Genomic DNA, 25,156 nt, shown 5'->3' on the forward strand with positions numbered 1-25,156 from the left:
CTCAGGGTGAATAAATTTTGGTGTTTTGGATTTTATAGATTTGTCAAAATGCCACGATGAAAAAAGTTCATATCCATCTTTAGATTCTCCAGATATTTCTAAATCAAAACAGTAGGGTAGCTCCTCATGATACTCTAGTAATGGATTTTGAATCAAATTACTATCAAAAAAACGACCTTTGACAGTAAGACTAAGTTCAATGCTGAGGTTTTTAACTCCAATAGGTATTGTTCCAGAAGGGGCATAAATATACTCACTATTGAACTTCAAACTCTCCATTGAGTAGACCCAAAAATTTTCATCCGACTCATACTCGCAAGTATTAGACGCTGTCGTTAAAGGAGAGGTATCGAGGCATAAACCCCATTTATTTAGTAAATCTCCCATTTTTTTTAAATCAGCTGAAACTATTTCTCTGCTATCTTTTTGGTCTTTTCGGCGCATATTTCTGTTTTAATGATTCTAGTCTAGATCTTTCAAAAGACGCCACTGGCTTTTTAAGCTCAATCCTTGGATTTGTTACAGCTTCAATCGACACATACCGTTTATCCTGCCAGGGATAAAAATTTTCTTGGCCTGAAATAAGTAGACCATCTGAAGTATCTATAGGAATGCCTGTTTCAGTACACTTTGTCCAAAAAAAAGTACTTGAATGTTTATCTGAAAGAGACTCAATTGGATTGAGAGATAGTTCAAACTTGTCATTAAGTAAACCAACCTTTGTCTTAGACGAGGATCGTCTAAAGGAATTAGGAGTAAATTGGTTTTTCCACCAGGCACTAACTTGGGAACTCCACCATCTACTCCAACCATTGCTAAAAAGGCCTTTATATTTACTTTTTGACAGCTTTTCGACTAGTATAATCCAATCTTCACCAGATTTGGAGATGTCTACGCCTAATCTGATTGCAAGAATACTTTCACTAATAAGCTCTCCCGATTTATTTAACAGCTCGTCGATGATAAATCGAGATATTTCATGGGGAATACCTCTACCATCATCAAGTCTTTTTCTAAGCGAATCTGTGAATCTATCATCAAGAAAAGACTCATCTTCTATAGCGAGTAAGACATTAAGATCGTTTCGAAAATCAGGGTTGTTTAATTTTTTATAGTCTTTTGCCAAAGAGGTAAACCTATTTCTGATTTGCCCGACCTTTTCATCCTCGCTAAAAACACTTTTTGAAAATGCAAGGTCGAATAAATCATGACCTGTATGGTCTCGTTGGTAGACATCGGGATAATTCCTTGCCGCCGAACACAGAATTATGGGAAAATCCTTTTGTATTTTACCTTCAGAGGCTAACCTTCTAATTTGTTGCGCTAATGCTTCAGCATCATACCCTTTGTTACTGTCCGCTTTTTCTCCTTGAAGTTGCCAATCAAGTAATAAGCCGTCAAACTCTTCGATTTGATCAATCAAAAAGCTTAATTGGCTCTCCCATTTATCTTTAACCAAATGAAAGATGATATGTAAATTTTCATTTTTTAAATTATCAGCAATGGTCTGATTTGTTTCTTGGTCATCAATAAAAAAATATGTCATAGTTCTATTCTTTATAATTGCTTTTAGGCAACTCAACTCGGAAACTTGTCTTGAACCCTTCCTCAGGAGAAATTAATTCAATTTTTCCATTGTATGCTTCTACTATATCCTTCACGATTTTGAGTCCAAGACCAGTTCCAACGACCGCTGTTTTTTTCGAAGCTCCGTAGGAAGGAGTGAAAGTGGTGAAAAAGGGAGCAAATATTCTACTTCGGTTTTCTTCAAGAATACCTGTCCCATTATCCATGAACTCTAAATAAACCACACCATTTTCTTCTCCACATATTATCCTAATTTTGCCCTTGGCTACTCCTGATTTGAAAATTGCCTTTTTTGCATTTGTGTATAGATTGTACAGAAGAGAATTCCATTCTGAAGGGTGCATAGGAATGGTGTACAATTCAAAACCGTAGATATCAAATGAAATATCAATGCCTGACTGTTCCGCATCCGCTTCAATTACCTTGATGAAGTTATTGACAACCTTATTAAGCTTTTGCGGATGCTTCTCTCTTGAAGTATTATTCATTATTGTGTCATCAATGTACGCAACGTAACTCTCGAACCTTTTAAAGGATTCTCTAAGGTTACGTATTACTTCCTTACTCTCTTTGTCTTTTTCACGCTTACCCAGTAATGATATTCCATTTCTAAAAACAGGAATGAATTGCCTCACCTCATGCGTAAATTCAGCAATTGTAAGTCCAACTCCAGCTAAAACTCTCATCATTTCGGCCTCTTGCAGTTCAGCTTTAGCTTTTGTTAAAATACTAATTAAGCTAGTAGTTTCTTCCTTATATTCTTTGTATTTCTCTTCACTTTCAAAAGACTCTTTCTTTTCTACTAGCTCTGATTTTTTTGCCTTTATAAAGGTCTCTATTCTATTGGTCAATGGAATATAGTCCTCATCGCCTTTTTTCGATAAGGCTTCACGATTTACTTCATCTTCTTTCCTTTTTTGTAATCTTGCTGCATTTACTCTTCTAGTTGCAGAGAGTAATGACATATACACAAATTTCCTTAGCTTTTCAAAAGCACTGTTCTCTAAAAGTCCTTCTCTACTTGATGTCTCTTCGAATCGGTCACCATCCGGATCATTTATTTCGACATAGCCAAAAAAACTTCTGTTATTAAAAGGAACATGAGCGTTATCTTCTGCCCTAACATTGCTTTTGTCGATCCTTAACCAGTCATTACCAATTTCTCCGTAAGGGGCTACCTTGAATCCATTCCTAAAAAGCTTAATTCCGCTATTCTCCTTTGCATAGGATAAAACCTTATTGTATTCAGGTTTAGTTATTCGGCTTCTATAATACTTATCGAAGGAATCGAATCCAAGTATGTAGTAATATGCTCTGAAATGAGCGTCTTCAATAATGCTGAAGTCTTCATCTAGCTCTATATTGTCATCCAAATGGAATATTTGACTTTTTACTTCGCAGATGGCTTTCCCATTTATTACATAGCCATTAATTTCTGCTATTGCAGAGTCGAATATCATTTTATCTGAATCTGCAATAGTAGTAATGTCACCTCCCTCTGTTTTATAGCATTGAACATTAAAATAATTGTCTTTTTTAGAGTCTGATTGATCTGCAATATTATTCCCTTTAGATGTATCCGATAAGTAGCTAGGTTGTAATAATCCAGAGACATATCGAAAAGCTCTTTTGATTTGTGCATCAGTCCAATTTTCACGAAGACCGTTTATTTCTAATGTAGTACCAGAATCCCTATCGGGCATTCTTTCGACCTCCTCAATTAGGTTGGTAACATCTTCTAAGTTTTGGTCAGCTTTATAAAGGTTCCAATCTATGGTAAGCTTAAGTGCTTTTAAAGAATTTTCAGTTTGAGTTATAATGGTAAGGTTTTCACCAAGCCTTTGCGTAGCAAAACGTCCAATCCCCTTTCTACCAGCTCTCTGTCGTTTGTATTTGGGGGATGTAGGAGTTTTAATTTTGTCTGCTGAAGCAATTCTTAAAAATCCATTTACTAATTGCTGATAATTCATTCCATGACCATCATCTTCTATAGTCAATTGACCACCAGGATTGGATGTATTTATAAAGTTAAGCGTTACCTCTCTTGCGTCGGCATCGTAAGCATTCTTTATAAGTTCAGAAACTGCAGTCTCGGCACGACCTACCAATTCCTTCCCGAGTCGGTTGATTATTCCCGCATCAACAGAAAAAGTGACTTCCTTCTTATCTTTTTCGTTACTCATCTTGCTCTACTTTATGTATTAAACACCAACTCCGTAAACGCAAACGGCTCATCCAGAGCCTTCTTATCCTCCTCAAATTCCTCTTGCAGGATGGACAAACCACCGTTGGTATAAGCCTCGACGATTTCCTTCAGTTCCGTCGATTTCTTATTGATTTCATCTTCGGTCATAAAATCGTATTTCCTAAACGGTGTGCCATCCTTAACTAGGGTACAGGCAACAAGATGGTTTTTTAGCACTTCAGGCTGCCAATCTTCAATACGCATTACATTAGACTTGCTCTTTTCCGAACTTCCCAACGGAATTGATCTGTCATGCTTTAGCCCCAGGAAAAAAGCATACATATAAAGCTCATAGTTTTTAGCAAATACCTTGACCTTGTCAAGGCGATCTTGCTCACTTCCACCCCATTTCCGAGAGTAGCGAGCAAACAGATGCTCGTACCGCTCTGCAAAACGAGGCTCTTTGATCTTAAACTTGGTAATAACCGTATCCATAAAGCCTTAAATTTTCTTGATTTGAACGGTAAGCTTATTGATATCTCTCGAGTTTACGCCATCGGGGATATCGAGCATGTAGATGTTCATTGGGACACCTTCTTCCTCTAAAGTGTCTATGAGCTCCCGGATACCAGGTTTATCTATTTTATAGCGGTTGGCACGTTCGGGATCGTTAGTAAGGTATTCAAACATCATTACAATCGATTGCTCGAAGGTGGTGCCTATTTGGCGCAGGAGCAGCTTCTTCTTCTTGGCATCGAATGCGGAATTGGGAGCATCTGCAATGAGAGGGTAACGCTTGTTAAAGCCGTATTCTTTGTTGGCACTCAAAATGGCAAATAGGATTGAGAATTGCATAGACAATAATTGCGCAGTGTTGATGCCCGCCGTTTCATTAGTTCCGTTTTCGTTATGGATTTCTGGAGAATAGCCCCCCTTATTGTTTTGTTTGAATACAATCTTGCCATAGAAAGCCCCAGAGTGCTTATTTATAGCTTCGTAGTGTCTGTTGGCTTCCCTTGTAAGCAGGTCGACCAATTTTTTATACTGTTGGTCTTTGGCTGTTTTAGTTGCAGCTAATAGATCCCCGAAATAATCTTTTTGCTTTCTGAGTATAGGATCGATGTCTCCTTCGTGCAGTTTATCCAGCGCCTGATCTTTTTCGGCTTTTTCCTCGGTCAATACTTTTTTACGTTCTTCCAGCCGAACAATTTCTTCTCGTAGCGAAGCCGTTTTTTCATTATATCTTCTTATCCGATCGCCTAGCCTAATGCCGGCGTCAATTGAAGTGATGTTATACTTTGAAAGCAGCTTTTCTTTTTCTTCTTCTATTCTTCTGTTTTCTTCATCAAGTTGTTTTCTCTTACTCTTTAGCTCGAAGAATAATCTTCGCTGTTGTACAAAATCATGTTTAAAGCTATCTGAGTAATTGCTGATTACATTCAGTGAGCGTCTTAAGTCACTTAGCTGAAAGGCCTGGTGAAAAGGTGTCGCTAGTTTCTCATTGAGTGGCTTATCCTCCCTTGGCAGCCATTTTTGGATATTTTTGTAAGCATCACTATCTTTAGTAGCCGGGCGGTCACAAATCGTACAATGCTCTTTATTTAGCATGTCGTGAATATGATCGTGCAGGTATAGGCTTTCTAAATCTTTAGGCTTATCCTTCTTCTTTATTTTTTCGGAGGCAACTCTTTTGAACTCGTAATCTTGAACTAACTCCTCGAACTTCTCCTGCACTTCGTTCGTGCCATGAGCTACCCAAAAGCTTTTAAATAAGTCACGATTGGCATTATCGAGCATTTGATCAAGGTCGTACTCAGTCTGAGCTAGCTCCCGTTTAATACGGTCTTCTTCAGCGCTATGGGCACGGAGTTCTTCTCGCACATTTTCGCCCATCGCCATATTGTCGACCTCTTCTTCTGCTATATCCAAGTCTTTTTCTTTGATAGCCAGCTTTTCTTCAATTGCATGAAGCTCTTTGTCTAGCTTTTCAATTTGACTGGTTAGCAAGTCTGTTTTTTCTTTATGCTTTTGTGATTTTTTTACCGCTTTATCGTATCTATCCCTGCTTCTCCGGTCTGTATTTTCTGCCACTTCAATAAACTTTTCCCAAGTATCGATATAAGATAGCTTATTGATGACTTGCTTTAGCTTGATAGCATTAGAAGTGTCTACCGCGCCTTTAATCCCCCTTTCCCCTTGGAACCAAATGTGTTCTAAAACAGTAGGTTGAATAACTTGCTCGCGGATGTAGTCATCAACTTCCTGTTGCGAACTGAAGCTTACCGGTTTGAACTCTAGGTCGCTTTTCTCACTTATGGTTAGCTTGCTCTTTCCAAGGCTAGTGACCTCCATGCCAGAAAGCTTTTTTACAGCATAGCTTCGTTCCAGAATGATCTCCTTACCTTTTTCATTGGCAAGGGTAAGCCTTACAATCGCTTTTATAATCGCTCCATCGTCGCCATCTGCTATAGCTTTCTTAGAAACAAGCCCACCTTTTATTGCTTCTGTAGGGGTGTCAAGGCGACCATCTTGATTAGTGATTTTATCAAATAAGACCCAGTTGAACGAGTCATAGAGCTTCGTTTTACCGTAGCCATTCCCTCCTAAAATCACGTTTAGGCCATCAGAAAAATCAATACAGTTATCTGTACCGCTAAAGCACATGAAATTTTCTAATTCTAGCTTTAGGATCTTCATAGCGCATACTTTTCTTCGAAGAATTTGATCAATCGCCCGGCTGCAGTCCGAGATGTCTCATCCTTAAGTTCATTCATTACTTTGACAGCTGACTGCATAAATTGAATAAATTCATTGTCATGAGGAGGCTCAAACTGAATCTCTTTGATTTCTCGAGGCCCGTACTTATGCTTTTCCATAAGTTCCTCATTGTCTAACATTGCTTCAAGAATGTATTGTGCGTCCATATGGCTTAGAGTTCTTCAATGATATCATATAAATTGAGTACAGGCTTTAGCCTTTGTAGGGCTTCCATGTGATTGATAGCTAACCCTGCGAATTCGTATACGCGTTTTAACTCATTTTCGATGAGGCGCTTTTCAGTATTGTAGTTGCCGACCCGATGCTCGGTACTTGGGACAACGACTAGATCATAGATTGTTGCAAGTGTTTTGTTGGGGGCTTTTCTTAGTATTCTGCCCCGCCTTTGAATAAACTGACGAGGGTTGCCTGTGCTTGCACAGAATATGGCTTGTTCTGTGCGCGGAACATCTACGCCTTCATCTAAACATTTCATAGAAACCAAAACGTCTATATCAGATTGGGCGAAGCTATCAAGTGTCGACGCCCTGTCTTTGGTTGCGCCATGAAAAAGTGCAACTTTAGTATCAGGAGAAATCTGACGAATGTGATTCGAGTAGATCTCGCAGATTCTATTTTCCTCCTTGTCTAGATTCCCTAAGCGCTCTGTATCAACAAAAAGGTCTCCAAAGTATCCTTCAGGGGCATAGACTAAAGTGTAGTTTAGTTTGTTTAGTTTCGACAGCTCTTCTACGAGCTTGTCAAAGGCAGCAAGCTTATTTGCCGCTTTGTGTATGATTTGCTTCCGAGCTAGCAGCAGCCGTTCTACCATCTCTTTTGATTCCTCCGATTCGTCAGCCCAGAATTGAGCGAGTTTGGCGCTGATTTCAGAATACTCTTCTAGTTCCTCAGGCGTTAATTCCACCAGAATTGGATAATACTTATACTCACAGAGGAATCCAGATTCCAATGCTTGTTTCATCGGATATTCAAAAGTATAAGGTGGGGTGTCTTCGAAAAAGCTGTCTATTGCAGCAGTTCCCTCTTTGTCATACACTCGGTCAGGAGTTGCGCTTAGGCCTATTCTTTTTTTGATAGGAAATCCCTCTAATAATGGGAGAATGCTCTTAGAACCAAGGTTGTGCGCTTCATCAGCAATGAGGATAGTGTCCTCAGGAATCATTTTTATTGCTTTTTGAAAGCGTCGATGAGTAAAAGACCGGTACGTAGTAATAATAATGAAAGAGTACCTCTCTTTATCGGCGGAAAGGATAGACACCATCTGTAAATCATCCCGCCAATTTTTGTTTTGGGATGATACTTTGATGATATTTCGATAATTGAAGCCTCTAACTTCATCTTCCCACTGATTGACTAACTCGATAGTTGGTACTAATATAATAGCCTGATACTGACCTAGCTTTTTGTGTTCACGCAATACAGCGTTTAGAGCAGTGAGCGTTTTTCCGGTGCCGGTCGCCATTGCAAAAATCCCTTTATAGCCTCTTGCTTTCCAGTTTTCATATGCTTTATCTTGATAAGCCCTTGGCTTTTCATAAGGGAAATATGGCTCCTTGACATGCATTGAAACCCTTTGCTCCATCTCTTCTTCTAGCCGGTCAATGATGCTTCTAACCTTATAGTTGCTAATCAACTGTCGCTTTTTTCGTAGTAGCTTTTGCTCATCAACAATAAGCTCCTCGATAGAGTGGCCACCAAAATCCTTAGCTATTAGGAGCTCTACTTCGTCAGTCGCAAGGTAATCTACGAAAGGTGCATCTTTATGCCAGATTTGATTGAAGTACCTTTCGTATTCTTCAATTGCCGCTTGCTCGGCTCGGCTGCCCCAAGCTATTTTGACTTCGAGCTCTTCCAGGTTTTCTAAAAGCCCGTAAGCTGTGAAGTTGCAAGAAGATTTGAACTTTACAGCCCTGCCTTCTTCATCATAGAATACCCCTGATTTATAGTGTGCTATGCCTCTTGCCCCTTTTGGTTTAACAATCAGTACTTCAAGTTTTTTTGAAGAGATCAACCATGCAAGGCATCGGAAAAAATGTCTGCCATATTCATTTAGTGTAGACTTTATTTTGGCATAATCTGAAATAGAGAACTCATATTGGCTTTCAGATGTAGTTAACCCTTCTTCTATTGCTTTTCGGTCTTTTGGGGATAGAACATGATTGGAGATCATTCTAACTGTACCTCCATTGTAAAGAAATTGCGCAAAGCCTATCGAAAGGAGATTGATTGCGGACGAGCTGAAATACCCTAGTAGCAAGTCAAATCGCTTGCTCTTGGGAAGTACTTCCAAGAAAAAGCCAATTGGCTCATTCGCAGAGCCTGTTCGGTACTCGTTACTTTCCGGGAAATTAATAAGCTCTAGCATAGGTTTGGATAGGCGTTAAGTAGTTAAGCTTAGCTTCAATATCTCAACAATGCCCTAAATATATCTCTTCCACTGGATTTTTGTTAGTGGGGGGGGATAAAATTTACATACATACAATGTAAAGAAGGCTATTGACAGAGGGATTTGTTTCGCATAGTGTCGAGAAGACAGGGTGAAACAAAAAAGTAAACATATATGGTTTGTGTGGACTGCCTTGTGTAAGAAAACTACCTTAACCCCCACCACCCAACAGCACTTGCAGTAGCACAAAGGACGGACCGCCCCCTCCTAACAAGGGCGAAATAGCTGAGCTGGGCAATTTCGCCGAAGGGGTAAAAAATCAAGCTGCACCTAGATGATCGACGTACAGCAGCCTCATGGCCCTACGGGCTGATGGCTTTTTCATCGTAAAAATAAGCCTTGGCGCAGCAAAGCAAATGTAGCCTGACATCAGGGCGCAAACCAGAAGATTGTTTATAGGTGTGGGGTCTACCCCTGCCCGCAGGCAGGGGTCGCTACGCTACGGGGCTCGCTCCTCGCTCGGCCCTATCGGGCTTGCACCCCTCCGCATCGCTAGCCCAGCCCTGCAGTAGCCCAAGCCCTTGTCCTGCCCAACATCCTGACAGGCGGTCAGTTTTCCAATTGCAGCTGCACCGGCGCGGCCATTTTGGCCGTTTTGACCAGCACCGATCTGCGCGCAGCATAGTCGGCCTCCACCCCAAAAAAGTAGGTGCAAAAGTCGTTGTAGAGCCCCGGCGCGGCCGTGCGCCCCACCTGCAGCACTGCATCGCCGGTGCGCATGCCGGCCTGCCAGGCGGGAGAGCCCTCCACCACGAGCCCGACCGTCACGCCCCCCATCGGGTCGAACAGCGGGAGCCAGCCAAGTGCGGGCAGGGGCGGCAGGGCTGTAGCGCTACTTGCCTCCCAGAGCAGCAGTTCGCCTGTGCTGAAGCGTAGCCCCACCCTATAGTTGGCCCATATCTCATTGCCAATGGCATTGGCCCCGTCTGCGCTTAGGCTTGCCGTGCCAGACCATTGCAGGCTGCCGGCGCTGAGGGCGGCCTCGGGCAGGTGGTAGCCCACCTCAGCAGCTTGGGCATAAGGGTTGCGGATTTGAGAATCGTACACGCGTACCGCCCCGGGCGGCGGGGCAGCAGCCGACAGCCTCAGGCCCAGCCCTTGCCCCAGCCCGATCACGAAGCGGGCTTTGCCTGTAGGCCCGCTCTGCCCTTTGAGCACCGGCAGCCCGGAGTAGCGGTCTGCCCGGAAAGGCAGGCGGTGGGCCGGCTCTGTGGCAGGGCCCGGCACTTGCTGCAGGGGCGTCACGATGAGCTCCTGTTTTTCAAAATCGAAAACCCAGTTGAAGTGCCGCATGAAGTTGGCCCCGAGGATGCCCGCTTCGGCTATGCACTTCACGGGGCTGTACCTAGGGTAGGTGCGGGCTTCGGCGGCTACATTCAGGGCCAGGGCCCGCCCGAGGCGGACGGAGTCGAGCAGTTGCAGCCCATCGTCCGGGGCGGTTAGCCCGAGGTAGCTCAACGTGGACGGGCTGAGGGCGGTCACCGGCGAGCCGCTGTCGAGGATAAAGTCGAGCGGCATATCCCCCGCATTCGCTTTGGCACGGACTACGATAAAGCCCCGGCGGAGCTCGAAGGATAAAGTATCCGGCATGAATGCCCCGGCGGGCTGCCCGCTGTCCAGCATCTTTTCGGCTAGAGAGGGGGCACAGCTGCTGAGCACAAGGGCCGTCAGGACGGCAAAGATCACAGGTTTCATTGTCTTTGGGTTTTGCTGCCGCAAAAGTAGCGTTTTCGTTGGTAGCGCCTAAGTGGGGCTATCTGCTTAATTCGGGCAATTGCAAAATTGGAGGCGGTTCACCTCACAGCCTAGGCCGCATTAACCCTGCGTGGCAAAAGTAGGCACAGAGCGGCACAGAGGCTCACGGAGCACATAGCGCAGCACAAAGATCAAATGCTCCGTGTATCTCCGTACCGCTGTATCGAGGTATTCCCCGAGCCTGCCAGCCGTTTTTTTCCCACTATGGCTTGAGGCACTAGCCATTGCCCTCATAAGCCGCAAGCAGCTGATGCAGGTCTTCCAGGGTATTGGCTTCGCGCACCGGCTTGTCTTTTCGCCAGCGCAGCATACGGGGGAACCGGAGCGCAACGCCCGATTTGTGGCGGGCCGATTTGCGTATGCCCTCAAAGGCGATCTCAAAGACGTGGCGGGGCTCCACGCTGCGCACCGGGCCAAACCGCTCCTTGGTATTGCGCCTGACCCAGGCTGTGATTTCCCCAAACTCTTTATCGGTCAGCCCGGAGTAAGCTTTGGTGAAAGGCACGAGGGTGTTGCCGTCCCACACCGCAAAGGTGAAGTCGGTGTACAGGTTGGCGCGCCGCCCGTGCCCGCGCTGCGCATAGATCATGACCGCATCAATGGTCAGGGGCGCTGCTTTCCACTTCCACCAATCGCCTTTTTTGCGGCCCGAGAGGTAAGGCGCTGCTTTCCGCTTGAGCATCAGCCCCTCGCTGTGGTGCTGCCGGGCATGCTCGCGCTCGCTGTGCAGGGCCTGCCATTCGGTGAAGGGCACAAGGGGAGAGGGCTGTACAATGCCCTGTGTATGGGTATCGGACAACAGCCGCTCCAGCAGCTGCCGCCTTTCGGCAAACGGGCGGGCGCGGATGTCCTCCCCCTGCCATTCCAGTAGATCGTAAGCCATGAGTATGACCGGGGCTTTGGCCAATATGCTTTGGGTTACATTTTTCCGCCCGATACGGGTCTGCAGCTCATTGAAAGTCAGGGGGACCCCATCTTTGAACGGCAGGATTTCGCCATCGAGCACGGTGCCATCGGGCAGGAGGCCGGCCAGGGGGGCATATTCCGGGAATTTATCGGTGACCAGCTCTTCTCCTCTCGACCAGACGAAGACTTCCCCTTTCCGGACAATGAGCTGCCCGCGGATGCCGTCCCATTTGCGTTCTGCCAGCCACGCTTTGGGCGGGCCCAAGCTTTCGGGCGCTTCTTCCAGGGCATAGGCAAGGTAGAAAGGATAGGGCTTGGAGACATCCTCCAGCGGGTCTTCGGTCAGCACCAGGGCTTCGAAGGTGGTGCTGTCGGGTGTCCACTGCCCCATAAGGCGGTGGGCGAGGTTGTTCTCGGCTATGCCCGTGTACTGCGCGAGGGCGCGCACCATCAGTTTTTGGGAAACCCCAATGCGGAAGCCGCCGGTGATGAGCTTGTTGAAGACGAGGCGCTCGGTGTGCTCCATTTGCAGCCAAGCGCTCTGTACCCGTGCTTTCTTGACCGCTTCCTCCTCTGCCCCCAAGCTTTTGATGTACTCCACCCAATGAGAGAGCCCCGCTTCGCTGCTTTGGGTGGGCTGCGGCAAGGCCAGGGCAATGGCTTCGCTCAGGTCGCCCACCACGTGGTAGGATTCTTCAAAGAGCCAGAGCGGGATGCCGGACAGCTCAGCTGCCCATTCGCGCAGCAGGGTGGTGTTGACGGTGCGCCGGGGCCTGCGGTGGGAAAGGATGGCCACTGTCCATAGCCGGTCTTCATCGGATGTCTGCGCGAAGTACTCGGCCAGGTAAGCCACTTTCGCATTGGTCTTGGTCGTTTGGTCCAGCCGGGTATAAAGGGCGGCAAATGCTCTCATACGGTCGTCTCGTTTGTTCCTTCCTGATCATCGGCCTTGTCCTGCTCCAGCGATTCGCCTTCGTACTCGGTTTGGGCGTCCCAGGCATTCAGCCCTTTCTCCTCTCTGAGCCAGCGGGCGAATATGCTGGCATAGCCGTGGGTAGCTACGACCTGCTCTGCCCCGGTGGCGTCTATGGCTTCGTTTAGCTCGTCCCAGTCGGCGTGGTCAGAAAGGACAAAGCCGCGGTCGGCAGCGCGGCGGCGGCGGGTGCCTCTAAGGGCCATCCAACCGGAGGCAATGCCCACGGAGGCCGATTTGAAGCGGCGCATCCAATTGGAGCCGGTGGCGGCAGGCGGTGCGATGACAAGGGCGCCGGCGTAATCCTGGCTTTTCTGTTGTTGGCTGATGCGTATAGTCGGCGGCAAGGCGAAGCCTTGTTTTCGGATGACGGCGTTGGTGTTTTCGATAGCGCCGTGGGTGAAGATTGGGCCTATGCCGGGGTCGATGCCATTGAGCAGGCGTTGGGCCTTGCCCAGGGCGTAGGCGGTCAGGACGCTCGTTTTGCCCGCTTCCCGGTTGGCCCTCCACCAAGCGTTGATGTCTTCGAACACTTCCGATTGGGGCTTCCATTTGTAAACGGGCAGCCCAAAGGTGGATTCGGTGATGAAGCTGTGGCAGGGCACGGGCTCGAAGGGCTCTGAAATGCCGTCGGGCCGCACTTTGTAATCGCCGGAGGCTACCCACACTTCGCCCTTGTGCTCCACCCGTATCTGTGCAGAGCCAATGATGTGCCCGGCGGGGTGGAAGGAGAACTTCACCCCGTTGATGCTTGTGGTTTCCCCGAAAGGGGTGGTGCTGAGCTTGATATTGCCCAAACGGTGGCGGATGACCGGGGCGGCGGTGGTGGTGCAAAGGTAATGTTGGTGGCCCCATCGGGAGTGGTCGGCGTGCCCGTGGGTGATCAGCGCCCGGCCTACCGGCCGCCAAGGGTCGATGTAGACGTCGGCGGCCTCGCAGTAAATGCCTTTGTCCGTAAATTCGAGTAGTGCCATAATTGGGTGTCGTTTGGCTTGCAGCCCTTCCCTTAGGTAATCAATTTTAGGGGTTTTAGTTGACAGGAGCAGCTTTTTATGAGCGCCGGGCGGTATAGCAGCCCCTTTAGCCTTTAAGCTCCGATAGGGCCCGGCGCGTTTCCGACGCATCGTAAATGATCCGCAGGTCTGTGATAAGGCCCTGATCATTGAACTGGAAAATGTCTACGCAGTCGAACACGACGAGCTGCCCGTTGGCCAGTGTCCAATGATAGCGGAAGTAGGCTGCACCGGCCAGGGCAGGGGGCAGGCTTTGGAAAGCGTTCAGCGGCTCTATGCGGGAGCTGCTGCTGTCGGCAAACAGGGCGGGATAAAATTCGGCCGCGGGCTGTTGCCCATAAAGAGGGGAATAGACCACAGCACCGGGGGCGAAAAGCGCCAAGACGGCTCCGGCCGAGCCGGACTCCAAGGCGTTGAGGTATTCTGCTATGGTTTGTGAGGCAGCTGCAGGCATCGTCTAGGGTGTTGGTTCTGACCAAAAATAGCGGATAGGCGATTACTGGCTGCCATTGCACTTCGCATATTGTAAATATTTGTATTTTAGACCCCTCTCCCCCCTCGATTTTCACGTTGAGCAATTTATCCTGTATTACCAACATAGTAGCTTAGTGTATGAAAACAACAATGACTACACCTTACGTAGCCGGGCGCAGGCCTTTGCCCCGGAGATCCCTTCAATTTTTAAAACATTTACCGCTATTCCTGTTGCTGCTCTTAGCAGCCGGGCAGGCTGGGGCGCAAGACTTCATGATGCAGGGCTGGTATTGGGATTACCCCAAGCCCAACTGCAACGGCTACAGCGGGCCTTCTATCGCTTCAGAGATGGCAGCCCGCGCCGCTGCACAGCGCGAAGCCGGCTTCACTATGATGTGGATGCCCCCAATGGCAAAGGCTAGCTTTGGCGATTGCAGCAATGGCTATGACCCCAAAGATTTGTATGACTATGGCCAGGTGACGGGGCAGACTGGGCTGGGCACAGGTGCTGAAGTGGAAGCTTGGATTTCAGCCCTGCAGGCCAACAACATTTTCCCGGTAGCGGATGTGGTTTACAACCACCGGGACGGGGGCGATTGGGAGACCAACCCCGCCGTGCGCGATTATGTGCTCAATTACCCCAACGGGGGCGGGTGCTCCGGCGGATCGGGCACGCCCTATCCGGTCAATGGCAAGATGCGCTATGCACTGCCGCTCGGGGGCAGCAGCGGCAACGGGGCTGGCGATTACTACATCAAATTCTCTTCGGCCTCTGGCAACGGTGGCTTCAATGGCCGGCAGTACAAGCTGTTTTTCCGGACGAAGAACACGGGGTTCAACCCGGTGCCCATCAACGAGGCCGAGCCTAATGGCGGGGGCGATTGCGGGCAGCCTTCCAATCAGGTTTTCCTCGGGCAGGATGTGTTCGCCGTGCAGGAGGTCGGCGGCGGCTGCAATACGGATGAGTTCTACCTGGCCCTCGGGGCCGGCGATTTTGACCCCTCAGGTGACCTGCTCGAAATTTATATCGAGCAGGTCGGCGGAGGTGGCACCGGTATCGATCAGCGTATTTATGGCCTCTATTCAGTGCCCCGGAGCGCCGACATCATGGGCGACCTTCAGGTGCAAACGCGCACTGATTTCACTAGCTTGCCGAGCGGGCAGGGGGCTATGAATTTCCGCAACTTCAAGCCCAATGGCACCAACCCGACCTGTATGTCGGGAGACGAAGAGTTCCCTTTCTTCTTTTTTGATGTGGAACAGGCCTACGATGGCAGCCTCGGGGGGCAGTCTACCCGCCAAGTCTACAGCGACTGGAACCGTTGGCTTTGGGAGCAGGTAGGGGTACGCGGCTTCCGGATGGATGCCGTAAAACACTTCCCGGCTTCCTTCGTAGGGCAGCTGCTCAACGACCTGCATGCCGATGGGCACATCCCGCCTATGGTGGTCGGGGAGCATTTCACCGTAGATGCAGGCGTGCTCAAAGGCTGGATCGATGGCGTCTACGCGGCAATGACTCCTGCCGCTGCAAGCGCTATTCAGGTGAGGGCTTTCGATTTTGAGCTGCGGGCTGCCCTGAAGGAAGCTTGTGACAATGGCTTGTTCGATGTACGAAATATCTATAACCGGGGCTTGGTCGACGGGCAGGGCATGAACGGGGCCAATGCGGTCACTTTTATCAACAACCACGACTACCGTACCGCCCCGGAGCACGTCATCAACCGGCAGATGCTGGCTTATGCTTATATCCTGACCAATAACAGGGTGGGGCTGCCCAGCGTGTTCTACCCCGATTATTACGGTGTGGACATCTACGGGGCTTCCAATCCGCTCGCTGAAAATAAGGCGGGCATCGATGAGCTCATGGAGGTGCACAAAAACTACATCACCGGTGCTGATTTTGTGGATTACCTCAACCGTTTTGGGACGCCCTACGGAAGCATTTATCAGCAGTCAGGCGCCTTTGACCACCTGTTGTATCAGATACAGGGCGGGCCTGCAGGCAAGGATGTGATCGTGGTCATTAACTTTGAGGGCCAGCCCCTGCAGTTCAACCACACCATCAATACGGGTAATGCTCCCTTGGGGACTACCTTCAATCTTATAGCCGGTAATGCCAATTTTGAAAGCCCTGTAGTGGAAAATAATGCGTTCAATGGATTGCCGAACTCCTTATACTTTGATATCCCGGCCTACTCTTATGCGGTATTCGTACAGGGGGACCCGCTGCCAACCGATTGTGCAGGGGTCATTAACGGCGGCGCATTGGTCGACGACTGCGGGGTATGTTCCGGGGGCAGCACGGGCATAGTACCGAATTCGAGCTGCGCAGACTGCAACGGCGATCCGAACGGCGGTGCATTGGTCGACGACTGCGGGGTATGTTCCGGCGGCAGCACGGGCATAGTACCGAATTCGAGCTGCGCAGACTGCAACGGCGATCCAAACGGCGGTGCATTGGTCGACGACTGCGGGGTATGTTCCGGGGGCAGCACGGGCATAGTGCCGAATTCGAGCTGCGCAGACTGCAACGGTGATCCGAATGGCGGCGCGTTGGTCGACGACTGCGGGGTATGCTCCGGGGGCAGCACGGGCATAGTGCCGAATTCGAGCTGCGCAGACTGCAACGGTGATCCGAACGGCGGTGCATTGGTCGACGACTGCGGGGTATGTTCCGGCGGCAGCACGGGCATAGTGCCGAATTCGAGCTGCGCAGACTGCAACGGCGAGCCGAACGGTGGTGCATTGGTCGACGACTGCGGGGTATGTTCCGGGGGCAGCACGGGCATAGTGCCGAATTCGAGCTGCGCAGACTGCAACGGTGATCCGAATGGCGGCGCGTTGGTCGACGACTGCGGGGTATGTTCCGGGGGCAGCACGGGCATAGTGCCGAATTCGAGCTGCGCAGACTGCAACGGCGAGCCGAATGGCGGCGCGTTGGTCGACGACTGCGGGGTATGTTCCGGGGGCAGCACGGGCATAGTGCCGAATTCGAGCTGCGCAGACTGCAACGGCGAGCCGAACGGCGGCGCGTTGGTCGACGACTGCGGGGTATGCTCCGGGGGCAGCACGGGCATAGTACCGAATTCGAGCTGCGCAGACTGCAACGGCGATCCGAACGGCGGTGCATTGGTCGACGACTGCGGGGTATGTTCCGGGGGCAGCACGGGCATAGTGCCGAATTCGAGCTGCGCAGACTGCAACGGTGATCCGAATGGCGGCGCGTTGGTCGACGACTGCGGGGTATGCTCCGGGGGCAGCACGGGCATAGTGCCGAATTCGAGCTGCGCAGACTGCAACGGCGATCCAAACGGCGGTGCGTTGGTCGACGACTGCGGGGTATGTTCCGGCGGCAGCACGGGCATAGTGCCGAATTCGAGCTGTGCAGACTGCAACGGCGATCCGAACGGCGGTGCGTTGGTCGACGACTGCGGGGTATGTTCCGGCGGCAGCACGGGCATAGTACCGAATTCGAGCTGCGCAGACTGCAACGGCGAGCCGAACGGCGGTGCGCAACCCGGAACGCCCTGCGAAGATGGCAATCCAAATACAGTTGGAGAAGTTTGGGATGCACAGTGCAATTGCACAGGGGGCATACCCCTAACCTGCAGCATCAGCATCAGTGAGATCAGTATTACCGCTGAGACTTGCCCCGGCGACGCGGATGGCAGCATTACCATTTTTGCAGACTGTCAGGGCTGTACTGAGGCCGTGTATGCCATCAACGGTAGCGATTTCCAGTCCAGCCCAATGTTCACAGGCCTATCCAATGGCACATATACTGTGACGGTGCAGAATGCAGCGGATGCTAATTGTGCAGCCGTGAGCGAAGCCATTGTTGTGGGCGGCCTGCCATTGCCATGGGCAGCAGCTGCGATCGGTCAAGCCCCCGAGCCTGTTGTGTCATACGACAACTGTGCGGGCACGTATCAGCTTAGGAGCAGTGCGCTCAACCCCTCTTCGGGCTCCGTTGACGGTTTGGGCAGTATTTTGCACCCGCTGTGCGGGGACGGCAGCATTACAGCCCGGGTGGCCGATGTGGAAAACGGCTGGGCTGGCATCTTGATACGGGAAAGCAGCGATGCCGGTGCCCGTTCCCTGAGCCTGCTCAGCAACGGTACCACCTTGTACCGCAGGGAGGCCCGCCTACAGCCCAACGGGGCAAAGCAGTCTGCCCTGCTGATGGGCAGCCCCGCCGGTTGGATGCGGCTCGAGCGCCAAGGCGCTCTGCTGCGCGGCTACCGCAGCTTCAACGGCATCAACTGGCAGCTGATGACTCAGGTATGGATAGGCTTCCCAGACTGTGTGGAAGTCGGTTTGGCGGTGCATAGCCTTCGCCCGGGAATGGAAGGGCAAGGCCTGTTCTCCGATGTGGAAATCAACGGAGGCGGCCGCCGCTTTGCTGCCGATGAAAGTGCTGCTCAGCCCCAAGGCTTGCGCGGTGGTATAGGCATAGCAGACGTGCCGGAGTTGCGCATGTCAAACACGGAGGCGTTCTCTCTGGGGGCTGTAGTTTACCCCAATCCTAGCACCGGGCAGGTTTACCTGCAGCTGCCATCGCCCTTGCTGGCGGATGAGCCATTGCAGTTGTACGATGTGCTCGGCCAGGAAGTGTACCAGGCTGTATGTCCTGCCGGGCAGGCAGAAATTGGGCTAGACCTTTCCGGCCTGCCTGCTGGCCGCTACCTGCTGCGGGTGCATGGCCAGGCCCTGCCGCTGCTGCTGACGCGCTAGGCAGGCGCTCAAAAGACGGACGATCATGCCAATCGCCCCCTCCGCCGTTCGGTAGAGGGGGCGATTTTGTGAGAAAACAGCTGCCGGTCAAGATTTTTTGGCTAAAAAGCCGAATAGGCAGATTAGAAATTAGTATATTTGAGTACTATTTTCATCTTTTGTAGCCAAACTGATTTAAGTTTAATTTAGGTTACAATTAGCTTCCTCCCCCCCTCATTCAAACTTATGCCGCTCAATAATGTGGCGTAATTTTTCCCACTTCCGCCCGAAAGGAAGCTGTGGAGGCTGACCAAGTTTATGTCACACGCTAGAGGCATAAACTCCCGAATGCCGATAAGGCAGCCTTCGCATGATAATGCAAAGGATCGCACAAATTGGGCTCAAGGTACAGAGCGTTAGTAGGTTGGAATAGCCTTTGCTTATGCTGAGGCAATTTCTGTACGTTCCTCTATTTGTAGGTTTGGCCTGGCATTGAGCCAAATAGTCAATGCTTGTGCTTCAGGTACAGGGAGTTAGTTCGCTTCGGTACGGGAGCCGCTAGGCTAGCGCATTTGGGCATCTTTTAGTCTTTAAAAACATATGCATGGCCACTATCGTACACCCGTACGAAAGTGGTGAGGTTGGAAAACAGGCTTGCAGGATGGCCCTTGCATTTGGCAAAGGCATCAGCCTGCTATAGACCTGTATGAAGCCTGAATATTTCCCTAAGCAGTCATGCGGTAGGGCAGGGGGATGGTGCGGTCCATTTCCCAACAAGCGCTCAAAGAGGGCTGTCAAGGCATTCTGTTTTACACCGAGAAGCATCTCTGCGGCTATGCCTGTTAGCCGCTTGAGCGTAATATGAAGCTAGAAAGCCTACGCCTGGTTGAAATAACATTTACGACAGCTCGGCGCATTGATTCTAAAGTAAAAAGCCGCGCAAACGAGCGTAGCTGTATTTGTTCATTATTTTTTAATCATCAAAATTTTAGCTCCTGATGAAAACGAAAATGCACACCTTATTCTTGGCCCTGTTCCTGAGCAGCAGCTTTGCTGCTTTCGGCAGCGGGGCTGTCGCTTGGACCGGAGATGGAGACGGCTGGCGCTGGGAAGACCCTAACAACTGGGAAAACGATGAAGTGCCCGGTGAGCAAGACGATGTTCGAATTAGTGGAAATGCTTATGTGCAGGTTACAGCAGCCGGCGCAGCGTGCAGGTCTGCCTGGCTTGAAGACAACGTCACGCTCTTGATCCGCAATGAGGCAAATTTGACAGTCGCTTATGCTTATCAAGAAGGGATTGACATGGACGACAATTCTACGCTCGTGATATGGGGCGAGCTGGAAATCCACCACACTGGGGAGGATGATTATGCTGGAAACGGCATAGAAATAGATGGCGACGCTCGTGTCTTCAATTATGGCAGCCTATCCATTCATGATACCGATATGGATGGAGATGGCATAGATATGGAAGATGATGCCCTCTTTGAAAACTACGGTAGCCTGTATATTTCAGAGATAGACAATGAAGGCATTGAAATGGACAACGATGCCATTTTCCGCAATAGGGGCCTTCTGGAGATTCAGTACGTTAGTTCAGATGCAATCGATCAGGATGATGAGGATACCGAATTCATCAACGATGGGGTAATCAACATCGCTTTTATTTCTAGCGAAGGTATAGAAGTTGATGACGGTACTTTCACCAACTCGGAGAATGGGGAAATCAACATTGGGTTTGTTTCTGCGGATATGGTATATGTGCAAACTGGCGGTTTTTTTGAAAACTATGGAGAGGTATACGTATTGACCCCTTTCATTGGCCGCCCGCCGATTAGGACTTTCCCCGAAGTAGAAGAAGGGCAAACCCCCGGCGAGGCATTTGACCCTGAAGTTGCACAAGATGTTCAAATCGAATCAGACGGTGCAATTTATGTCGAGGGTTTTGGCCGTTTTGAGAATCACAACCTTGTAGATATAGGCACTTCTTTTGGCATAATAAATATAGCTACAGAAGGGCCGGAGGTTTCCGGTATGGGAGTGATACCTATATCAGCCTATGGCGCATTGGTTACAAGCGCTGATGGCGTCATTGAGAATATGGAATGCGCCGTGATCAATATAGAAGGCCCTTTCCCCATCGTCAATGAAGGCTACCTGTACAATGAAGGAACGATTGATCTATCCCTTGAGGATATACCCTTTGCCCCTGCACAGGTACCGCCGGGGCCTGTGCTTGTCGGGAACGTCAATACAGGTTACTTTTACAATGATGGCGACATACTGTCTGATTTCCCATTCTCTATCGGGCCAAATGCTATTGATGAGGAATGGGCCAGGTATTTCATCGGAGGGCAAGGTGAAAACGATAGCTTCTCTTTGGGCTGTGGCATTACGGTTGCTACTTCTTCACTTCATCAGTATGGCACAACCGCCGACAATATGGCTTTTCTAGGCCAGAGCCTCTGCGGAAACGGGATGATTACGGCTCGTGTTGAGGAAGTGAGCAACGGCTGGGCTGGCATCGTGATACGAGAAAGCAGTGATGCTGGCGCCCGCTCTCTGAGCCTGCTAAGCAATGGCGTGACTTTGTACCGCCGTGGGTTGCGCCAACAGCCGAACGGCCCGACGCAAAATTCACTGGTATGGGGCGCTCCTGCCGGTTGGATGCGGCTCGAGCGCCAAGGCTCTATCCTGCGCGGCTATCGGAGTTTTAACGGGGTGAACTGGCAGTTGGTGACGCAGGTGTTCATCAATTTCCCTAGCTGTGTGGAAATAGGCTTGGCGGCTTATGGAGACCGTGCCGGGTTGCAAGCGCAAGGGGTGTTTGAGGACGTAGAAGTAAATGGCGGAGGTTATGGGCTTTCGGCTGACGAAAGTGCTCCACAGGCCTTAGGCCTACGTGGTGGGCACGATGAAGCAGGAAGCGTGCCGGATCTTCAGGCCCCCGCCGCACAGGCTGCTGTTTCGGAGGCTGTAGTTTACCCCAATCCTAGCACCGGCCAGGTTTACCTGCAGCTGCCATCGCCCTTGCTGGCGGATGAGCCATTGCAGGTGTACGATGTGCTCGGCCAGGAAGTGTACCAGGCTGTATGTCCTGCCGGGCAGGCAGAAATTGGGCTAGACCTTTCCGGCCTGCCTGCTGGCCGCTACCTGCTGCGGGTGCATGGCCAGGCCCTGCCGCTGCTGCTGACGCGCTAGGCAGGCGCTCAAAAGACGGACGATCATGCCAATCGCCCCCTCCGCCGTTCGGTAGAGGGGGCGATTGGCATTTAACGGCCCAAACATACCGGGCAGTCAGCCGTTCCACAATAGCGTATACCGAAATGAAGCAAGCGCTAAGCCATGTGATGGCATCGGCCTAGCGCTGCGAAGGGGTATTAGAGCTTGTTTGGATTTTACCCTTCGGGCTGCTCTTGCCAAATTTTGTCCTGCTCTTCGTTGTTCTTCGGTCACGTAGCTAAGGCTATTGGATTCAAGAATGGGGCCCTTTGTCCCATTCTTGAATATATCACGCCTCGATCAGGGCAAAATTTGGCTGCGTTCGCTCCAAAAGCAAAATCCGAACAAGCTCTAAGCCCGGCAGGGCCGAGCGGATAGCGAGCCCCGGAGCATAGCGGCACCTGCCAGCAGGGCCCGTCCTTGAGGCAGGGGCAGGCCCAAAGGACAACAAACTGATTTCCGCCCTTCCAAAAGGGCTCGATAAAAAGCAACTGTACACGATGACAAATGTGGATTGGGGGAGTTTCAAAGCATGGCTATGGGGCCTGATGAGCACAATAGGGCCAAAACTGTTGTTGTCCCTCCTGCTGCTCGGCGGCGGAGCTTTTGCCATCAGGCTGCTTTCCCGTCTCCTGCGCAAGGCCTTCCGCCGTTATCATATAGAACCTTCTTTAGCCAGCTTTTTTGAAAGCCTTTTTAAGTTCGCGCTCTACGCCCTGCTGATCGTGACGGTAGGCACCACCTTGGGCATCAAGACATCTTCTTTTGTAGCCATAATAGGTGCAGCAGGTATTGCTATTGGCCTGGCACTGCAAGGCAGCCTTGCCAATTTTGCAGGGGGCGTGCTCATCCTCATTTTCAAACCATTTAAAGTGGGCGACCTCATCCATGTCAACGGCAATTTGGGCAAGGTGGTAAAGATTGATATCCTTTATACCCGTTTGCAGACTTTCGACAACCGCATCATCACCATGCCAAACGGCAATGTGGCCAATAGTGATGTGGACAACCGCACTATGCAGAGCAGCCGGCGTATTGACCTCAACTTCAAGTTCGACTACGATGCAGATATCCCCCAGATACGCGAGATTGTAACCCGTACCCTGAGGCAGCACCCCAAAGTGCTGGCCGAGCCTGCCCCAGACCTTTGGCTGGACCAAATTGGGGCGTACGAGCTCAAAGTCATCGCCCGGTGCTGGGTGGCCCCACAGGATTATTGGCCAGTTATATGGCAACAGTACGAGGCGGTCAAGGTAGCCTTGGCGGAAGCCGGCGTGCGGATGCCCCTGCCCAAGCAGGAAATTGTCTGGCAGCCGCCTGCTCAAGAAGGAGGGGGCGCCCCTTTCGGCAAGGCACGATCGGCACAGGCGGGCTCGTGATGAGCGGGGCAGGCTGCTCGTCAGTGAGCGCTAACTTACCCGCCGCCCCTTCCATTCATACTCCTTACGGAAAAGCGCCCATAGGCCAATGAGGGCAATGTAACCGGTATGGAGGGCTTCAGCGCCCCAGAAGTGCCGGAGTGCTGGCTGCTGCCTAAAGTACAAGGCTGCCCGCCGGAGGAGGGTGTAGTCGGCAGCGGCTTTGAAAGCGAAGAGCGCACTGCCCCAAAGCAGGGCACGCCAGCCAAAAGCCAAGGCTAGGAAGGGGCTGGCCAGTATGCTGAGGCTTAGCCCGAACACGGTGCCTAGCGCGAGCAGGCTGCCAAGGCCCTGCGCTGCCGATTTGTTCTTGGTGCCCCACCGCAGCCGCTGCTCAGCCAGCTCTTTCCAAGTGGGCTTGGCCTGTGTCTGTACGGCAGCCGTAGCAGATTTGAGGAAGCCTACCTGGCCAGGGAAGGCCTTATTGAGCTTGCCCAATAAGAAGACATCATCTCCGGAGGCATATTGCTCATTGCCAGCATAGCCGCCTACCTCCTCAAAAGCGGTTTTCCGGAAACCGAGGCTTGCGCCATTGCCCAGGGTGAAAGCCCCGCTTCGCAGCCCGGCTGCCGTCACGACCATCATGCCAGCGAAATCCAGCGCCTGAAAACGGGATAGGGCGGTGGGCTGTAGCTCGCAAAGCACCGGGCCAGAGACAGCGGCCCAACCACCTTCGCCCAGCTGCCCGGCCATCTCCCGGGCCCAGGTAGGCGGCAGCACGCAGTCGGCATCGGTAGTCAAAATGATAGGGGTGTCAGCATGTGCTATGCCGGTTGTCAAGGCCCACTTTTTATAAGCCCGGGCGCCTTCCGGCGGAGGGTGGCTCTCCATCTTCAGCAAGGCTACCCCAAGGTGGCTGAAGGATGCTGCAATGGCCGCGGTGTGGTCTTCCGAATGGTCGTCGAGCACCAAAACATGGAGTGCTGCGCCCGGATAGTCCTGCCGGCACAGGCTATGGAGGCAGGCTTCCAAGTGGCCGGCCTCGTTGCGGGCAGGCACTAAGACGGTGGCTGCCGGCAGCTGTTGGGCAGCCGGTGCCGCATCAGGCAGTTGGCCCCATACTTTTAGGATGTAGAAGATCAGCCCTGCGTAAGCAGCGGAAAGCAGGGCGGTGAGCAAGACGAACACGCTGAAGAGCAGCCACATCAGTTTTGGCTATCGAAAAAATTGTCGTAGTTGGTATCCCGGCGTGGCGGGGCCTGCCTTTCCAGGCGGTCGAGGTTGAGGGGCTCGCTGTCCAGCTCTTCAAAGTCGGCAAATTCGCCCTGACGCTGCTGTTCGGCTTCCTGCTGTGCCTCGCGCACTTTCTTTTTAAGGGCTGCTTTGCCCAAGAGGAAAAGGGAGACGAGGGGGAAGCCCAAGATGGTGAGCAAGGTGTAGAGCACACCGGAAAGCGGGTTGTTGCGCAGTTGTTGCCACAGCCATTTGCCGTAGCCGGTGACCACCTTGTAGTCCATGATGAGCGCAGCGATGATGAAGACCGGTGAAAGGAAGTACAGTATCCTGAAGATGAACTGCGCAATGTAGAACAGCCCGATAAGGAAGAGGACGCCCATGATGATGCCCAAGATAGAGCCGAAAGGGCTGTTGCCAGAAGCACGGGAAGAGGTATTGTAGTAGGTCATAATTTCAAACTTTGCGGGAGAGCGTGCAGCTTTCCCGTTCAAATATACGGTTATACAAC

Annotated in this window: 15 protein-coding genes and 1 pseudogene; 3 read left to right on the forward strand and 13 right to left on the reverse strand. The window is 50.9% G+C overall.

The window, feature by feature from the left end; all coding sequences use genetic code 11:
• The 11 genes and pseudogenes from FRY97_RS15505 to FRY97_RS15555 form a co-directional block, all read right to left on the reverse strand.
• Positions 1–444: pseudogene (locus tag FRY97_RS15505) on the reverse strand (hypothetical protein); the annotation flags it as partial.
• Positions 419–1,546, reverse strand: coding sequence for a hypothetical protein (locus tag FRY97_RS15510; protein WP_147168473.1), 1,128 nt, complete (start codon positions 1,544–1,546; stop codon positions 419–421). The pseudogene FRY97_RS15505 and the gene FRY97_RS15510, both read right to left, overlap by 26 nt.
• A gap of 4 nt (positions 1,547–1,550) precedes the next feature.
• Complete coding sequence (locus FRY97_RS15515; protein WP_147168474.1) at positions 1,551–3,770, reverse strand: sensor histidine kinase; 2,220 nt, start codon at positions 3,768–3,770, stop codon at positions 1,551–1,553.
• Positions 3,771–3,781: 11 nt separating this feature from the next.
• Positions 3,782–4,267 (reverse strand): hypothetical protein, encoded by a 486-nt coding sequence (locus FRY97_RS15520; RefSeq protein ID WP_147168475.1) that lies wholly within the window; start codon positions 4,265–4,267, stop codon positions 3,782–3,784.
• A gap of 6 nt (positions 4,268–4,273) precedes the next feature.
• Positions 4,274–6,469 carry an AAA family ATPase gene (locus FRY97_RS15525; protein ID WP_147168476.1) on the reverse strand — a complete coding sequence of 732 codons (2,196 nt, stop codon included), beginning with the start codon at positions 6,467–6,469 and terminating at the stop codon, positions 4,274–4,276.
• Complete coding sequence (locus FRY97_RS15530; protein WP_147168477.1) at positions 6,466–6,696, reverse strand: hypothetical protein; 231 nt, start codon at positions 6,694–6,696, stop codon at positions 6,466–6,468. Before FRY97_RS15530 ends, FRY97_RS15525 begins: the two co-directional genes overlap by 4 nt.
• Before the next feature lie 5 nt (positions 6,697–6,701).
• The gene (locus FRY97_RS15535) at positions 6,702–8,915 is read right to left on the reverse strand and encodes a DEAD/DEAH box helicase family protein (RefSeq protein WP_147168478.1); all 2,214 of its coding nucleotides are present in this window, start codon (positions 8,913–8,915) and stop codon (positions 6,702–6,704) included.
• 630 nt (positions 8,916–9,545) lie between these two features.
• Entirely contained in the window at positions 9,546–10,691 is a 1,146-nt protein-coding gene (locus tag FRY97_RS15540) for a hypothetical protein (protein ID WP_147168479.1), read from the reverse strand.
• 277 nt (positions 10,692–10,968) lie between these two features.
• A complete protein-coding gene (locus FRY97_RS15545; RefSeq protein ID WP_147168480.1) occupies positions 10,969–12,570 on the reverse strand; it encodes an ATP-dependent DNA ligase in 1,602 nt (533 codons plus the stop codon).
• On the reverse strand, positions 12,567–13,604 hold the full coding sequence (locus tag FRY97_RS15550; protein WP_147168481.1) for a ligase-associated DNA damage response exonuclease: 1,038 nt from the start codon (positions 13,602–13,604) through the stop codon (positions 12,567–12,569). Before FRY97_RS15550 ends, FRY97_RS15545 begins: the two co-directional genes overlap by 4 nt.
• Positions 13,605–13,710: 106 nt before the next feature.
• A complete protein-coding gene (locus FRY97_RS15555) occupies positions 13,711–14,097 on the reverse strand; it encodes a nuclear transport factor 2 family protein (protein WP_147168482.1) in 387 nt (128 codons plus the stop codon).
• Positions 14,098–14,255: 158 nt separating this feature from the next.
• Between FRY97_RS15555 and FRY97_RS15560 the strand changes: the two genes are divergently transcribed.
• The 3 genes from FRY97_RS15560 to FRY97_RS15570 all read left to right on the forward strand — a co-directional run bounded on the left by FRY97_RS15560 (position 14,256) and on the right by FRY97_RS15570 (position 23,433).
• On the forward strand, positions 14,256–18,851 hold the full coding sequence (locus FRY97_RS15560; protein WP_147168483.1) for a T9SS type A sorting domain-containing protein: 4,596 nt from the start codon (positions 14,256–14,258) through the stop codon (positions 18,849–18,851).
• Positions 18,852–19,828: 977 nt separating this feature from the next.
• Positions 19,829–22,033: a T9SS type A sorting domain-containing protein gene (locus FRY97_RS15565; protein ID WP_147168484.1), complete on the forward strand. Its 2,205-nt coding sequence runs from the start codon at positions 19,829–19,831 to the stop codon at positions 22,031–22,033.
• Between the two features lie 521 nt (positions 22,034–22,554).
• Complete coding sequence (locus FRY97_RS15570; protein ID WP_147168485.1) at positions 22,555–23,433, forward strand: mechanosensitive ion channel family protein; 879 nt, start codon at positions 22,555–22,557, stop codon at positions 23,431–23,433.
• A 30-nt stretch (positions 23,434–23,463) separates the two neighbouring features.
• Here FRY97_RS15570 and FRY97_RS15575 read toward each other — a convergent pair whose 3' ends face one another.
• A complete protein-coding gene (locus FRY97_RS15575) occupies positions 23,464–24,618 on the reverse strand; it encodes a glycosyltransferase (RefSeq protein ID WP_147168486.1) in 1,155 nt (384 codons plus the stop codon).
• Positions 24,618–25,097: a hypothetical protein gene (locus tag FRY97_RS15580; RefSeq protein ID WP_147168487.1), complete on the reverse strand. Its 480-nt coding sequence runs from the start codon at positions 25,095–25,097 to the stop codon at positions 24,618–24,620. The genes FRY97_RS15575 and FRY97_RS15580 overlap by 1 nt, the downstream gene beginning before the upstream one ends.
• Between the last annotated feature and the right edge of the window lie 59 nt (positions 25,098–25,156).

This window comes from Phaeodactylibacter luteus (assembly GCF_007993045.1).
Classification (GTDB): domain Bacteria; phylum Bacteroidota; class Bacteroidia; order Chitinophagales; family Saprospiraceae; genus Phaeodactylibacter; species Phaeodactylibacter luteus.

Coding starts and splice junctions, on each gene's coding strand:
- FRY97_RS15510 (WP_147168473.1), bottom strand. CDS start 1,546: ATGACATATTTTTTTATTGATGACCAAGAAACAAATCAGACCATTGCT.
- FRY97_RS15515 (WP_147168474.1), bottom strand. CDS start 3,770: ATGAGTAACGAAAAAGATAAGAAGGAAGTCACTTTTTCTGTTGATGCG.
- FRY97_RS15520 (WP_147168475.1), bottom strand. CDS start 4,267: ATGGATACGGTTATTACCAAGTTTAAGATCAAAGAGCCTCGTTTTGCA.
- FRY97_RS15525 (WP_147168476.1), bottom strand. CDS start 6,469: ATGAAGATCCTAAAGCTAGAATTAGAAAATTTCATGTGCTTTAGCGGT.
- FRY97_RS15530 (WP_147168477.1), bottom strand. CDS start 6,696: ATGGACGCACAATACATTCTTGAAGCAATGTTAGACAATGAGGAACTT.
- FRY97_RS15535 (WP_147168478.1), bottom strand. CDS start 8,915: ATGCTAGAGCTTATTAATTTCCCGGAAAGTAACGAGTACCGAACAGGC.
- FRY97_RS15540 (WP_147168479.1), bottom strand. CDS start 10,691: ATGAAACCTGTGATCTTTGCCGTCCTGACGGCCCTTGTGCTCAGCAGC.
- FRY97_RS15545 (WP_147168480.1), bottom strand. CDS start 12,570: ATGAGAGCATTTGCCGCCCTTTATACCCGGCTGGACCAAACGACCAAG.
- FRY97_RS15550 (WP_147168481.1), bottom strand. CDS start 13,604: ATGGCACTACTCGAATTTACGGACAAAGGCATTTACTGCGAGGCCGCC.
- FRY97_RS15555 (WP_147168482.1), bottom strand. CDS start 14,097: ATGCCTGCAGCTGCCTCACAAACCATAGCAGAATACCTCAACGCCTTG.
- FRY97_RS15560 (WP_147168483.1), top strand. CDS start 14,256: ATGAAAACAACAATGACTACACCTTACGTAGCCGGGCGCAGGCCTTTG.
- FRY97_RS15565 (WP_147168484.1), top strand. CDS start 19,829: ATGAAAACGAAAATGCACACCTTATTCTTGGCCCTGTTCCTGAGCAGC.
- FRY97_RS15570 (WP_147168485.1), top strand. CDS start 22,555: ATGACAAATGTGGATTGGGGGAGTTTCAAAGCATGGCTATGGGGCCTG.
- FRY97_RS15575 (WP_147168486.1), bottom strand. CDS start 24,618: ATGTGGCTGCTCTTCAGCGTGTTCGTCTTGCTCACCGCCCTGCTTTCC.
- FRY97_RS15580 (WP_147168487.1), bottom strand. CDS start 25,097: ATGACCTACTACAATACCTCTTCCCGTGCTTCTGGCAACAGCCCTTTC.